A 14,192-nucleotide genomic window follows, 5' to 3' on the forward strand; every position below is an offset into this window, starting at 1 on the left:
AAAATGTTTATTAGAAATGCAATTGACACAGATATACAATCTATTTATGAGATTGCTCAACAAGAAGGTTGGAAAACATTCAATATTGAAAAAATCCAACAATTGCTTATTACTTCTCGTATTATTGTAATAGAAGTAAATAATGAGGTTGTTGGCTATACTAGATTCTTAACAGATGAAGCTGTCACATTATATATTACAGAACTCGTCGTTTCAAAAACTCATAGAAAGAAAGGATATGCTAAAGCACTTATAGACTATTTATTAGCACAATATCCTTCTGTTCGAATAGAATTATTATCAGAGAACAATTCGTTTTACGAGAAATTACATTTTAGAAATATTGGAACTGGTTATAGACTACCTTAAAAAAGTACAAAAAAAAGAGACCTAACAGGTCTCGAGTACGGCTCATCGCATCCATTTATAAACATTTGCCCGGCAACGTCCTACTCTCGCGGAACGTAAGCCCAACTACCATCGGCGCTAAAGAGCTTAACTTCTGTGTTCGGCATGGGAACAGGTGTGACCTCTTTGCTATCGTCACCAGACAAATAGTAATAACTTATGATGAATGTATTGTACATTCAAAACTAGATAGTAAGCAGATTTTACGGCTAAAACCGATTTAAAATTTGATTAAGTCTTCGATCGATTAGTATTCGTCAGCTACACACATTACTGCGCTTACACCCCGAACCTATTAACCTCATCATCTTTGAGGGATCTTATAACCGAAGTTGGGAAATCTCATCTTGAGGGGGGCTTCATGCTTAGATGCTTTCAGCACTTATCCCGTCCATACATAGCTACCCAGCTATGCCGCTGGCGCGACAACTGGTACACCAGAGGTATGTCCATCCCGGTCCTCTCGTACTAAGGACAGCTCCTCTCAAATTTCCTACGCCCACGACGGATAGGGACCGAACTGTCTCACGACGTTCTGAACCCAGCTCGCGTACCGCTTTAATGGGCGAACAGCCCAACCCTTGGGACCGACTACAGCCCCAGGATGCGATGAGCCGACATCGAGGTGCCAAACCTCCCCGTCGATGTGAACTCTTGGGGGAGATAAGCCTGTTATCCCCGGGGTAGCTTTTATCCGTTGAGCGATGGCCCTTCCATGCGGAACCACCGGATCACTAAGTCCGTCTTTCGACCCTGCTCGACTTGTAGGTCTCGCAGTCAAGCTCCCTTGTGCCTTTACACTCTGCGAATGATTTCCAACCATTCTGAGGGAACCTTTGAGCGCCTCCGTTACTCTTTAGGAGGCGACCGCCCCAGTCAAACTGCCCGCCTGACACTGTCTCCCACCATGATCAAATGGTGCGGGTTAGAAAGTCAACACAGCCAGGGTAGTATCCCACCAGCGCCTCCACGTAAGCTAGCGCTCACGTTTCAAAGGCTCCTACCTATCCTGTACAAGCTGTGCCAAATTTCAATATCAGGCTACAGTAAAGCTCCACGGGGTCTTTCCGTCCTGTCGCGGGTAACCTGCATCTTCACAGGTACTATGATTTCACCGAGTCTCTCGTTGAGACAGTGCCCAAATCGTTACGCCTTTCGTGCGGGTCGGAACTTACCCGACAAGGAATTTCGCTACCTTAGGACCGTTATAGTTACGGCCGCCGTTTACTGGGGCTTCGATTCGTAGCTTCGCAGAAGCTAACCACTCCTCTTAACCTTCCAGCACCGGGCAGGCGTCAGCCCCTATACATCACCTTACGGTTTAGCAGAGACCTGTGTTTTTGATAAACAGTCGCTTGGGCCTATTCACTGCGGCTCTTCAAGGCTTGCACCCTAAAAAGCACCCCTTCTCCCGAAGTTACGGGGTCATTTTGCCGAGTTCCTTAACGAGAGTTCGCTCGCTCACCTTAGAATTCTCATCTTGACTACCTGTGTCGGTTTGCGGTACGGGCACCTATTTTCTAACTAGAGGCTTTTCTTGGCAGTGTGAAATCAACGACTCGTCGGATACATGATCCAACTCCCCATCACAACTCAACCTTACGAGTGCCGGATTTGCCTAACACTCAGTCTTATTGCTTGGACGTGCACTCCAACAGCACGCTTCGCCTATCCTACTGCGTCCCCCCATCGTTCAAACAATCATAGGTGGTACAGGAATATCTACCTGTTATCCATCGCCTACGCCTATCGGCCTCGGCTTAGGTCCCGACTAACCCAGAGCGGACGAGCCTTCCTCTGGAAACCTTAGTCAATCGGTGGATGGGATTCTCACCCATCTTTCGCTACTCACACCGGCATTCTCACTTCTAAACATTCCACATGTCCTTACGATCATGCTTCGACACGTTTAGAACGCTCTCCTACCATTATCCTTACGGATAATCCACAGCTTCGGTAATATGTTTAGCCCCGGTACATTTTCGGCGCAGTGTCACTCGACTAGTGAGCTATTACGCACTCTTTAAATGATGGCTGCTTCTAAGCCAACATCCTAGTTGTCTGGGCAACGCCACATCCTTTTCCACTTAACATATATTTTGGGACCTTAGCTGGTGGTCTGGGCTGTTTCCCTTTCGACTACGGACCTTATCACCCATAGTCTGACTCCCAAGTTAAATTATTTGGCATTCGGAGTTTGTCTGAATTCGGTAACCCGAGAGGGGCCCCTCGTCCAAACAGTGCTCTACCTCCAATAATCATCACTTGAGGCTAGCCCTAAAGCTATTTCGGAGAGAACCAGCTATCTCCAAGTTCGATTGGAATTTCTCCGCTACCCACACCTCATCCGCTCACTTTTCAACGTAAGTCGGTTCGGTCCTCCATTCAGTGTTACCTGAACTTCAACCTGGACATGGGTAGATCACTTGGTTTCGGGTCTACGACCAGATACTCATTCGCCCTATTCAGACTCGCTTTCGCTACGGCTCCACATTTACTGCTTAACCTTGCATCAAATCGTAACTCGCCGGTTCATTCTACAAAAGGCACGCCATCACCCATTAACGGGCTCTGACTATTTGTAAGCACACGGTTTCAGGTTCTATTTCACTCCCCTTCCGGGGTGCTTTTCACCTTTCCCTCACGGTACTGGTTCACTATCGGTCACTAGAGAGTATTTAGCCTTGGGAGATGGTCCTCCCAGATTCCGACGGAATTTCACGTGTTCCGCCGTACTCAGGATTCACTCAGGAGAGAAATGACTTTCGACTACAGGACCTTTACCTTCTATGGTTGGCTTTTCCAAAACCATTCGTCTAATCATTTCCTTTGTAACTCCGTATTGAGTGTCCTACAACCCCAATAGGCAAGCCTATTGGTTTGGGCTCTTCCCGTTTCGCTCGCCGCTACTCAGGGAATCGAGTTTTCTTTCTCTTCCTCCGGGTACTAAGATGTTTCAGTTCTCCGGGTGTGCCTTCTCACATACTATGTATTCATATGCGGATAACATGACATAACTCATGCTGGGTTTCCCCATTCGGAAATCTCTGGATCAAAGCGTACTTACAGCTCCCCAAAGCATATCGTCGTTAGTAACGTCCTTCTTCGGCTTCTAGTGCCAAGGCATCCACCGTGCGCCCTTAATAACTTAATCTATATTTCCTTATACATAACGTTTAAGAAAATAACTGTTATTAATCTGTGATGTCGTCTATAAAGACGACGCGCGATTATTAAGCTTGTTGAATTTCGTTAGAAATTCACTCGGTTTTTTGCTTGGTAAAATCTATTGCTTACTTATCTAGTTTTCAATGTGCAATGTTGAATGCTATAAACATTCAAAACTGAATACAATATGTCTTCGTTATTCCATGACCTAATGGTCATTCCGTAATATCCTTAGAAAGGAGGTGATCCAGCCGCACCTTCCGATACGGCTACCTTGTTACGACTTCACCCCAATCATTTGTCCCACCTTCGACGGCTAGCTCCTAAAAGGTTACTCCACCGGCTTCGGGTGTTACAAACTCTCGTGGTGTGACGGGCGGTGTGTACAAGACCCGGGAACGTATTCACCGTAGCATGCTGATCTACGATTACTAGCGATTCCAGCTTCATGTAGTCGAGTTGCAGACTACAATCCGAACTGAGAATAATTTTATGGGATTTGCTTGGCCTCGCGGATTCGCTGCCCTTTGTATTATCCATTGTAGCACGTGTGTAGCCCAAATCATAAGGGGCATGATGATTTGACGTCATCCCCACCTTCCTCCGGTTTGTCACCGGCAGTCAACCTAGAGTGCCCAACTTAATGATGGCAACTAAGCTTAAGGGTTGCGCTCGTTGCGGGACTTAACCCAACATCTCACGACACGAGCTGACGACAACCATGCACCACCTGTCACTTTGTCCCCCGAAGGGGAAGACTCTATCTCTAGAGCGGTCAAAGGATGTCAAGATTTGGTAAGGTTCTTCGCGTTGCTTCGAATTAAACCACATGCTCCACCGCTTGTGCGGGTCCCCGTCAATTCCTTTGAGTTTCAACCTTGCGGTCGTACTCCCCAGGCGGAGTGCTTAATGCGTTAGCTGCAGCACTAAGGGGCGGAAACCCCCTAACACTTAGCACTCATCGTTTACGGCGTGGACTACCAGGGTATCTAATCCTGTTTGATCCCCACGCTTTCGCACATCAGCGTCAGTTACAGACCAGAGAGCCGCCTTCGCCACTGGTGTTCCTCCATATCTCTGCGCATTTCACCGCTACACATGGAATTCCACTCTCCTCTTCTGCACTCAAGTTTCCCAGTTTCCAATGACCCTCCACGGTTGAGCCGTGGGCTTTCACATCAGACTTAAGAAACCGCCTACGCGCGCTTTACGCCCAATAATTCCGGATAACGCTTGCCACCTACGTATTACCGCGGCTGCTGGCACGTAGTTAGCCGTGGCTTTCTGGTTAGGTACCGTCAAGACTTGTTCAGTTACTAACAAATTTGTTCTTCCCTAACAACAGAGTTTTACGATCCGAAGACCTTCATCACTCACGCGGCGTTGCTCCGTCAGGCTTTCGCCCATTGCGGAAGATTCCCTACTGCTGCCTCCCGTAGGAGTCTGGACCGTGTCTCAGTTCCAGTGTGGCCGATCACCCTCTCAGGTCGGCTACGTATCGTCGCCTTGGTAAGCCATTACCTTACCAACTAGCTAATACGGCGCGGGTCCATCTATAAGTGACAGCCGAAACCGTCTTTCACTATTGAACCATGCGGTTCAAAATATTATCCGGTATTAGCCCCGGTTTCCCGGAGTTATCCCAGTCTTATAGGTAGGTTACCCACGTGTTACTCACCCGTCCGCCGCTAACATCAGAGAAGCAAGCTTCTCATCTGTTCGCTCGACTTGCATGTATTAGGCACGCCGCCAGCGTTCATCCTGAGCCAGGATCAAACTCTCCATAAAAGAAGTAAGCTTGATAAGCTCATTTTTGATTGGTTAAGCCAATCACTCTGAAGTACTTTTAGTACTCAATTATTGGAATTAACGTTGACATATTGTCATTCAGTTTTCAATGTTCATTTTGTCTCACAAGAAACTATTATACACACTTCTTAATTCGAAGTCAACAACTTTTTAAAATTAATTTTCAAAGTGTTTTGATGTTTTATTTATCTCTCGCTCACAAGATATAACTATACACGCTAAATACCCTTTACTCAAGCATAAAAATTACACCAAAACACTCAATACTCTCAAATATACTTAATTCTCAACATATTCTTTTAGTTTTTCGTATATTTTTTCAGCATCTTTATATCCTTGTTTGTATAAAGCATCTAATTTTCTAGGATTTTTCTCGATTCTATCTACAGATAATGAATCAGAAGGTCTGATAACAAACAAATTACCTTTCTCTTCTTCCGCTTCTATCCGTTCTAAAGTCTGATTATAATGTTTATATCTTATCGCCATTAAATGATTGATTTTAGGATATGCTTTCAATCTGAATACTTTTGAAAATTTACTTTGTTTTTTACGATAGCCTTTCGGTCTTGTCAAAATCAAAACATTTTTCTTATAGCCTTCTTCAATTGCTTTATCAATCGGAATAGGATTGACGATACCACCATCTAATAATGTATGACCTTTATATTGAACTGGGTTGGCCATCATTGGTAAAGAACTTGTTGCCTCTAAGGCAGTCAATATAGAACCTTCTGTTTCTTTCTTATTGAAGTAAACCGCTTCTCCTGTGTCACAATCTGTCGTTACAACAACAAACTCTTCCTCTGCTTGATCAAACTTTTCAAAGTCAAAAGGTTCCAAGTAAGTCGGTATATGATGATACACAAAGTCCATACCAAATATCTCTTTATTTTTTACATAATTTGATAACGAAATATAACGCTTATCTTTAATGTATTTTGTTGTGACACGATGATTGCGTCTAAATTGTCGAGATATATAGCTTGCAGCCATAGATGCGCCTGCTGAAACGCCAATATTATATTTAAAATATAAATCTTTCTTAATGAAGAAATCTAGCACACCAGCTGTGTACATACTTCTCATTCCGCCACCTTCTAATATTAATGCTGTATCTTTTATCATAGTTACACTTCTTTCTATACTATTAGTTGAATGAAAGCGAGGCTGAGACATTATTCATTGTCCCAGCCTCAAATATCGTTATTAAATTTCTGTTCTTCCAGTTATAGCTTTCGAAAGTGTTACTTCATCAGCGTATTCTAAATCTCCACCTACTGGTAGACCATGTGCTAGTCTAGTTGTCTTGATACCAATCGGTTTAACAAGTCTAGATATATACATCGCTGTTGATTCACCTTCTATATTAGGATTAGTCGCCAATATAATTTCTTCGATTTCATCATTCTTCAATCGTTCTAATAACGAAGGAATATTAATATCTTCAGGTCCAATACCTTCCATTGGAGATATCGCACCATGCAATACATGGTATAACCCTTTATATTCACGCATTTTTTCCATAGCTATGACATCTTTAGAATCTTGAACAACACACACAACTGAACGGTCTCTTTGTTTATCTTGACATATATGACAAGGGGAAACATCCGTAATGTGTCCGCAAGTTTCACAATAAGTCAGTTCTCTCTTAACATCTACGAGAGATTTGGCAAAAAGTACAACGTCGTCTTCCTTCATATCTAATACGTGGAAAGCTAAACGTTGTGCAGTCTTCGGACCTATTCCCGGCAATTTCATAAAGCTATCAATGAGTTTAGATATTGGTTCTGGGTAGAACATCATTACATCATTCCAGGAATGTTTAGACCTTTTGTATGTTTACCTAAACGATCTGCTGTTACATCATCTGCTTTAGATAAAGCGTCATTTGTTGCTGCTAATACTAAATCTTGTAACATTTCAATATCTTCAGGGTCTACTACATCTTCTTTAATGATAACGTCTAACACTTCTTTATGACCAGAAACAACGACTGTAACCATACCGCCACCAGCTGTTCCTTCGATTTTTTCTTCTTTTAGCTTTTCTTGTTCCTCAGCCATTTTCTTTTGCATTTTTTGCATTTGTTTCATCATTTGTTGCATATTTCCGCCACCGCGCATAATTTCGTCCTCCTAATTTCTAATTTATACATTTAAGATTATTAATTTTTGTCATATTTATTATACATGCCTTTAGAGGTGATGTCATGTATTACTCATCCGTAACATGTACGGTATCTTCACCAAACAACTCTTGAGCCTTCTTTACAACATCCGCTTCTTCTGGCTTTTCTTCTTGCTCAGCTTCACCTTGAGCCGTATTCGCTTTTTTAGATTGAATATACTGTTGACGGACTTGTAACCATTGCGAATTTGGTACGCCAACAACTTTTACATTCTTGTTAACTATCTCGCATACAATCGCTTCGATATGATTTCTTTTTTCATCATTCTTATTCACGATTTCACAATGAATATCTTCATCAAATTTCACGAGCACATGGTCTTCACTTGCTGCAACAGGTTCCGAGTTTAAGAGAAGACTGACTAGCGCTCTTTGCTCTTTCTCTTTAACCGATTCTATCACTGCTTGCCATTTTTCTTTAAGTAAATTCAAATCATCACGATTAGCATGGTCAAGCACACGTTCGATTTGTCGAATAGAGAAGACATGCTTAGATTGTTTACGAGGGATATTTTGTTTATTTTCAACTGGTTTAGCTTTTTGACTTACACCATTTTGAGCTAGTTGCTGAATCGTCGCTTCAAGTTGTTGGATTTTATCCATCACTTCACTAGAGCCAGCGTTTTGATTTGAACTAACAGAAACCGTTTGTCCGTTATTGTTCTGATCAATTAATTCCGTTAACTTAACGATTAGTATTTCTATATGAACATTTTGGTTAATTGCAAATCTCATTGAAACTAATGTGTCGTTAATACAATCAATCATTTTGTACATTGTATTTAAGTCTACTTGATTCAGTGCGTGGTCGTCTTCAACTTTTTCAGTTGTCTTAGCGACAATTGAATCTCTTATGAAATAAATCATATCATTTACAAGTCTATTAACTTCTTTACCCGCAGAAATAAATTCATGATACCTAGTAAAAGCTTGTTTAATATCTTTAGCAACCATGTCATTAAACAAAGCATTTAAAGCCGCTTTATCTACACTACCTGTTACATTTAAAGCATGTTCGAGTGATAAGTGCCCATCTCCAAAAGCTATTGCTTGGTCCATGATACTTAATGCATCTCGCATACCACCTTCTGAAACCTGAGCGATAAATGCCAAAGCTTCTTCTTCGTAGGTAATATTCTGCTCATCTGCGACAAACGCGAGTCTGCTTTCTATTTCACCAGAATGGATGGCTTTAAAATCAAATCTCTGACATCTAGATATAATAGTAGGTGGTATCTTGTGAGGTTCAGTAGTTGCGAGTATAAAAATAGCATGACTTGGCGGTTCTTCAAGTGTCTTTAAAAGTGCATTGAAAGCACCTGTTGTAAGCATGTGCACTTCATCTATAATATAGACTTTAAATTTAGATTCACTTGGTGCATATTTTACTTTATCTCTAATATTACGAATTTCATCTACACCGTTATTACTAGCAGCATCAATTTCAATGACATCTGAATTTGTTCCTTGTGTAATGCCTTTACAAATTGCGCATTCATTACAAGGTTCACCATTCGTATTCACTGTACAGTTAATTGCTTTAGCGAAGATTTTAGCAATACTTGTCTTACCAGTTCCACGTGGGCCATTAAACAAGTAAGCATGTGATTGCTTTTCTTTTTGGATGGCGTTTCTTAATGTTTTTGTGACATGTTTTTGACCGACAACATCTGCAAATGATTGCGGTCTATACATTCGATACAAAGCCTGGTAGTTCAAAGTGGCACCTCCAAAATTTAATAAGATATTGGCTATATTATATCATGAATCATTAGGTACACCCTATTATTAATTATCAAAAGCTTCTGGATAATGAACTGTGCCTTTAATTTCTTTTGTTGGATGATCCCATAAATATTTAAACATGAAATTTTCATCTGGCACTTCAAATGGTGGGTATATATTAAACTCTGACGCTGCATGATAACCTAATTTATGATAATAAGCTGCATGACCTAGTACGACTACACCGACATAGCCATTTTCATAAGCTCTATATTCTAAAGCTTCTATTAATGCTTTCCCTATTCCTTTATTTTGATACTCTGGCAAAACAGAAACAGGCGCAAGCGCTAATACTGTATGTGTTTCTTCATCAGAACTAACGGTGACTTCTGACATCATTGCATGCCCCAGAATTTTGCCTGATTCTGTCTTCGCTACAACTTCAAGTTCTGCATTATAATTCATTGATTTTCGTATTTTACCGATTAATTCGTGTTCTGTTCCATCAGAATAACGTTCATTTTTGAATGCTTCTTTAACGACTTCTTTAGCTAATTCATATTCCGATTCTATGATCGTTCCAATTAGTAATTGGGTCATGTTTAAAATATCCTCCTGATATAAGAAAAAGGGTGACCGCGGTCACCCTTTTGAATTTATATATAATTTGATAAGTTTATAAAATTTAAAACCGTGCACCTTTGCTTTGAACAAACATCACAAGCGTTACCTCAGTCGTTAGCTAAACTTCGGCTACCCTACGGCACATACAATGATCCACTTAATGCTGCTTCCTTCCGGACCTGACATGATTCATGGGTTTGTATTGCATAGGACCGACGTCTTCAGACACCACGTGCTGAGGGCAGACCTCACAATAATATGTCCGCGGCAAAGGAATTCAGTCTTGCATAAGCGGATTTCAAGTACAGGGAACCGCTACCTCCCCACTTAGCACGGCAATATATATACTACAACAAAATGTTACGATTTGGCAAGAAAAAACTACTTCAATCAAAGTGTTTTATGAATCACCCTGCGAGAAAAATCTACAAACTTGAATTCCGTCGCGATATGTCTTGAAATATTATATTGAAATTTTTCTGCGTTATTAAGATATACAATGCCTCTAACCGTTGCTGTATAAGGCGGATTTAATTTTCCGAAATATAATATTTCATTCTTCGTCATCTCTTCAAATGTAATAGACTTATTCGAGTAACTGATTTCTACATTCATTTCTTGTTCAATAAATTTATAGATAGATTCAGCTGCAACTTCTTCAGTCAGCTTAGGAATAATCTGACATATAAAGTAATCCTCATCCATAATACGCACGACGTCATCTTTTGTTCTCGTTCTGACAACATGCCACAACTTATCTTGGTCTCTTAACTCAAGCGCATGTTGAACGACAGGAACGTCTTTAGCATCTATAACCTCAAGTAATTCAACTTTAGTTTCATAATCAAGTCCTAATCGTTTATTAATTTCTTGGAAACTCACCATTTCCGATATTGGAAATTGAATAACATCTTCATAAATAACGACAGACCCTTTGCCTCTTAACTTTTGAATATAACCTTTTTCTTGCAATAAATTTAAAGCTTTCCTTACAGTCTCTCTCGAAGTTGAATATATCTTTGTTAATTCATTTTCTGAAGGTAGTTGCTGTAAATGAGCATATTCACCATTTAAAATTTTTTCACAAATAGATTGGTAGATTTTCATATACTTGTTCATGCGTTCACCTCTATACCTTCAACATCAATTAGTCACCACTTACTTTTACGACAAAAGCATCAAATGGTTGCAAAGCGTTACCATTTAAATCATTATTTGCAATCATTATTTCACCCTCTAAATCGATATCTTCTGGGATATCAACGATTTGATCAGAGTAGTTTGCAACAACTAACCAAGTTTCATTATTTAAATGTCTCTTGTAAACGAACAGCTCTGGATGTTCCATATGAAGTGGTTCAACTTCTCCATACGTTATAACATCGTGTTCATGACGTAATTGTATTAACTTTTGATACGTATAGAAAATAGAATCTTTATCTTCCAATGCCGCTTCAACATTAATATGCTTATAATTTTCTGGGATACCAATCCATGGTTCTCCAGTTGTAAAGCCTGCCTCAGCATGTGCATTCCATTGAATAGGCGTTCTAGAGTTATCTCTAGATTTCTGACCTATTACTTTCATAATCATTTGTTCATCCATACCGCGTTCTTTTAATAATTTGTATGCATTAAGTGATTCTACATCTTTATATTGATCAATATCCGTGAAACCTGGATCTGTCATGCCAATTTCTTCACCTTGATAAATATACGGCGTACCTTGAAGCATGTGTAATGATATCCCAAGCATCTTAGCAGATTTAACTCTTTCCGCTTCTGTATCATCTTTACCGAATCTCGTTACGACTCTAGGTTGATCATGGTTACACCAGAAAATAGCATTCCATCCGTTACCTTTTGCGATGTTCACTTGCCAATCCATTAAGATACGTTTCAGTTCAAGAAAATCAAATTTCATATCTGACCACTTTTCACCATCTTTGTAATCTACTTTTAAATGATGAAAATTAAATACACTACTTAACTCATGACGTTCTGGATTTGTATATTTAATACAATTATCAATTGTTGTTGATGACATTTCTCCAACCGTCATAATGTCTTTATTGCCAAATGTTTGTTTATTCAGTTCTTGTAAATACTCATGGACTTTTGGTCCATCTGTATAAAATTCTTTACCGATTGCTGTTGAATTTTCGAAAGCACCTTTGGAAATTAAGTTAATGACATCAAATCTGAAACCATCTACGCCAAAATCAATCCAATAATTAATCATTTCATATATTTCAGCCTTTAAATTGTCATTCTCCCAATTTAAATCAGCTTGAGAAACATCAAACAATCTTAAATAATAACTTTCTGTTTGTTCATCATAAGTCCAAGCATTACCACCGAACTTAGACTCCCAGTTCGTTGGTGGCTCTTCTTTAGTGCCTTCTTTCCAAATATAATAATCACGATAATGATTATCTTTAGACTTGCGAGATTCTACAAACCAGTGATGTGATGTCGAAGTGTGATTGATCACAATATCGAGCATCACTTTAATACCTAAACTGTGCGCTTCATCTAGTAATGTTTTGACGTCTTCCTTTGTACCAAAATCAGGATTAATTTGATAATAATCACTAATATCGTATCCATTATCGTTCATTGGTGATTGATAAATAGGCGTTAACCAAATGTAATCTACACCTAACGTTTGTAAATAAGGTAATTTTTCTATAATACCTGGTATATCACCTTGTCCATTTCCAGTCGTATCATTGAATGACTTTGGATAAATTTGATAAACAACGGACTTCTTCCAATCTGAAACTGCCATATAGGTATACTCCTTTATTTATATATTATTCTTGAACCATTTCTTTAGCTTTTTCATTAGCAAAGTTTGAAAGCACAATCGTTAGTATAGCTGGTAACACTACCGCAATCAATGTCGCAATACCGAACACACCCCAATATTCTCTTTGAATAGAGATAATTGCAGGTACACCACCTACACCTACGCTACCTAACACTTTATTAGCACCAATAAATGCACCTAGTAAACTAGACGAAATAATCGCTGCAAAGAACGGATATTTCAATGGTAAGTTGACACCGAACATTGCTGGCTCAGTTACACCTAAGAATGCTGAAATACCAGATGTAGCGGCTAAACCTTGTTCTTTAACCATTTTACGTTGTTTGTATACTACCCAAGCGCCGAATGCTGCCGAACCTTGACAAATATTAGATATTGCCACAATTGGCCATAAGTACGTGCCGCCTAAAGGACTTCCCATGAGTTGGAAATCTACCGCTAAGAACATATGGTGTAATCCTGTAATAACAAGAGGTGCATAGAATAATCCATACACTGCGCCACCTAACCAGCCAGCAGTTTCGAAAATTGCTTTAATACCGTTCGTAATTAACGTACCTAACTCTAACGCCAATGGACCGATAACGATAAACGCTAAAAATCCAGTAATTAATAACGCGACAGGACCTACTACAAGCATTTTGATAGAATCATGTACACGTTTAGCTAAGAATTTCTCAATAATAGATAATATCCAAGTTGCGAATAAAATCGGTAATACTTGACCTTGATAGTTTAATTGCTTAATTTCTAAACCAAACATGTGCCATACAGGAATTTCACTCGATTTACCGCCACCTAAATCATATTGAGAAGCAAGTTGCGGATGTAACAAAATTAAACCTAATACTAAACCTAGAATTGGGCTACCACCAAATACACGCATAGCTGACCAACCAATTAAAGCCGGCAAGAAGATAAATGCTGTACTTGCGATAACGTTAATAATGTTTGCAAAGTCTGCAAGCCATGCATATTGTTCAACAAGTGGCTTAGCGCCAAATAAATCTTTTGCTGTTAATACATTGTTTAAACCTAATAGTAAACCTGCTGTTACGATTGCAGGTAAGATTGGAATGAATACATCACCCAACAATTTAATTAAACGTTGAAACGGATTCATCTTTTGTTCAGAAGCTTTCTTCACATCATCTTTCGAACTTTCTTCAACACCTGTTTCTTGTTGGAAAATTTTATAAGCCTCATCAACAGTTCCCGGTCCAATTACGATTTGAAATTGGTTGTTTGCTGAGAAGGACCCCTTCACTAAATCTATTTGATCTAATGCATCTTTATTTACTTTACTTTCATCATTTAATACAAGTCTTAACCGTGTCACACAGTGCGTTGCGGCATTTACATTGTCTTGCCCACCAATAGCATCAATAATCTGTTTTACATCTTCTCTATTCACAGCCATTAAACTCACTCC

9 protein-coding genes, 3 rRNA genes and 1 other RNA gene are annotated in these 14,192 nt (G+C 39.7%); 1 reads left to right on the top strand and 12 read right to left on the bottom strand.

Features of this window, described 5'->3' with window-relative positions; translation table 11 throughout:
• The first annotated feature begins 3 nt into the window (after positions 1 to 3).
• Positions 4 to 369, top strand: coding sequence for a GNAT family N-acetyltransferase (locus tag MHH94_RS13775; RefSeq protein ID WP_267749358.1), 366 nt, complete (start codon positions 4 to 6; stop codon positions 367 to 369).
• A gap of 67 nt (positions 370 to 436) precedes the next feature.
• On the opposite strand, the gene rrf is transcribed toward MHH94_RS13775, so the two are convergent.
• The 12 genes from rrf to treP form a co-directional block, all read right to left on the bottom strand.
• A 5S ribosomal RNA gene (rrf, locus tag MHH94_RS13780) occupies positions 437 to 551 on the bottom strand.
• A gap of 84 nt (positions 552 to 635) precedes the next feature.
• Positions 636 to 3,562: ribosomal RNA gene (locus tag MHH94_RS13785) — 23S ribosomal RNA — on the bottom strand.
• Between the two features lie 249 nt (positions 3,563 to 3,811).
• Positions 3,812 to 5,364, bottom strand: a 16S ribosomal RNA gene (locus MHH94_RS13790).
• Together the 16S, 23S and 5S rRNA genes form the textbook arrangement of a ribosomal RNA operon.
• A 300-nt stretch (positions 5,365 to 5,664) precedes the next feature.
• A complete protein-coding gene (locus tag MHH94_RS13795; RefSeq protein WP_107616737.1) occupies positions 5,665 to 6,513 on the bottom strand; it encodes a patatin-like phospholipase family protein in 849 nt (282 codons plus the stop codon).
• 81 nt (positions 6,514 to 6,594) lie between these two features.
• Complete coding sequence (gene recR, locus MHH94_RS13800; RefSeq protein WP_025906091.1) at positions 6,595 to 7,191, bottom strand: recombination mediator RecR; 597 nt, start codon at positions 7,189 to 7,191, stop codon at positions 6,595 to 6,597.
• A gap of 2 nt (positions 7,192 to 7,193) precedes the next feature.
• Positions 7,194 to 7,514 (bottom strand): YbaB/EbfC family nucleoid-associated protein, encoded by a 321-nt coding sequence (locus MHH94_RS13805; RefSeq protein ID WP_048540322.1) that lies wholly within the window; start codon positions 7,512 to 7,514, stop codon positions 7,194 to 7,196.
• 91 nt (positions 7,515 to 7,605) lie between these two features.
• Positions 7,606 to 9,297 carry a DNA polymerase III subunit gamma/tau gene (dnaX, locus tag MHH94_RS13810; RefSeq protein WP_107616736.1) on the bottom strand — a complete coding sequence of 564 codons (1,692 nt, stop codon included), beginning with the start codon at positions 9,295 to 9,297 and terminating at the stop codon, positions 7,606 to 7,608.
• Between the two features lie 69 nt (positions 9,298 to 9,366).
• The gene (locus tag MHH94_RS13815; protein ID WP_075578196.1) at positions 9,367 to 9,903 is read right to left on the bottom strand and encodes a GNAT family N-acetyltransferase; all 537 of its coding nucleotides are present in this window, start codon (positions 9,901 to 9,903) and stop codon (positions 9,367 to 9,369) included.
• Between the two features lie 91 nt (positions 9,904 to 9,994).
• Positions 9,995 to 10,263, bottom strand: an RNA gene (gene ffs / locus MHH94_RS13820) — signal recognition particle sRNA large type.
• A gap of 54 nt (positions 10,264 to 10,317) precedes the next feature.
• Positions 10,318 to 11,046 (bottom strand): trehalose operon repressor, encoded by a 729-nt coding sequence (treR, locus tag MHH94_RS13825; RefSeq protein WP_107616735.1) that lies wholly within the window; start codon positions 11,044 to 11,046, stop codon positions 10,318 to 10,320.
• A 28-nt stretch (positions 11,047 to 11,074) separates the two neighbouring features.
• Complete coding sequence (treC, locus tag MHH94_RS13830; RefSeq protein WP_058590788.1) at positions 11,075 to 12,718, bottom strand: alpha,alpha-phosphotrehalase; 1,644 nt, start codon at positions 12,716 to 12,718, stop codon at positions 11,075 to 11,077.
• A 25-nt stretch (positions 12,719 to 12,743) separates the two neighbouring features.
• Positions 12,744 to 14,180: a PTS system trehalose-specific EIIBC component gene (gene treP / locus MHH94_RS13835; protein ID WP_084756631.1), complete on the bottom strand. Its 1,437-nt coding sequence runs from the start codon at positions 14,178 to 14,180 to the stop codon at positions 12,744 to 12,746.
• Positions 14,181 to 14,192: the final 12 nt, after the last annotated feature.

The organism is Mammaliicoccus sp. FSL K6-3158, assembly GCF_038005105.1.
Taxonomy (GTDB): domain Bacteria; phylum Bacillota; class Bacilli; order Staphylococcales; family Staphylococcaceae; genus Mammaliicoccus; species Mammaliicoccus sciuri.

Bases quoted from the DNA above. Each gene is read 5' to 3' on its own strand.
- treC (WP_058590788.1), bottom strand. From the start codon at position 12,718: ATGGCAGTTTCAGATTGGAAGAAGTCCGTTGTTTATCAAATTTATCCA.
- MHH94_RS13815 (WP_075578196.1), bottom strand. From the start codon at position 9,903: ATGACCCAATTACTAATTGGAACGATCATAGAATCGGAATATGAATTA.
- recR (WP_025906091.1), bottom strand. From the start codon at position 7,191: ATGTTCTACCCAGAACCAATATCTAAACTCATTGATAGCTTTATGAAA.
- MHH94_RS13805 (WP_048540322.1), bottom strand. From the start codon at position 7,514: ATGCGCGGTGGCGGAAATATGCAACAAATGATGAAACAAATGCAAAAA.
- MHH94_RS13795 (WP_107616737.1), bottom strand. From the start codon at position 6,513: ATGATAAAAGATACAGCATTAATATTAGAAGGTGGCGGAATGAGAAGT.
- MHH94_RS13775 (WP_267749358.1), top strand. From the start codon at position 4: ATGTTTATTAGAAATGCAATTGACACAGATATACAATCTATTTATGAG.
- treP (WP_084756631.1), bottom strand. From the start codon at position 14,180: ATGGCTGTGAATAGAGAAGATGTAAAACAGATTATTGATGCTATTGGT.
- treR (WP_107616735.1), bottom strand. From the start codon at position 11,046: ATGAACAAGTATATGAAAATCTACCAATCTATTTGTGAAAAAATTTTA.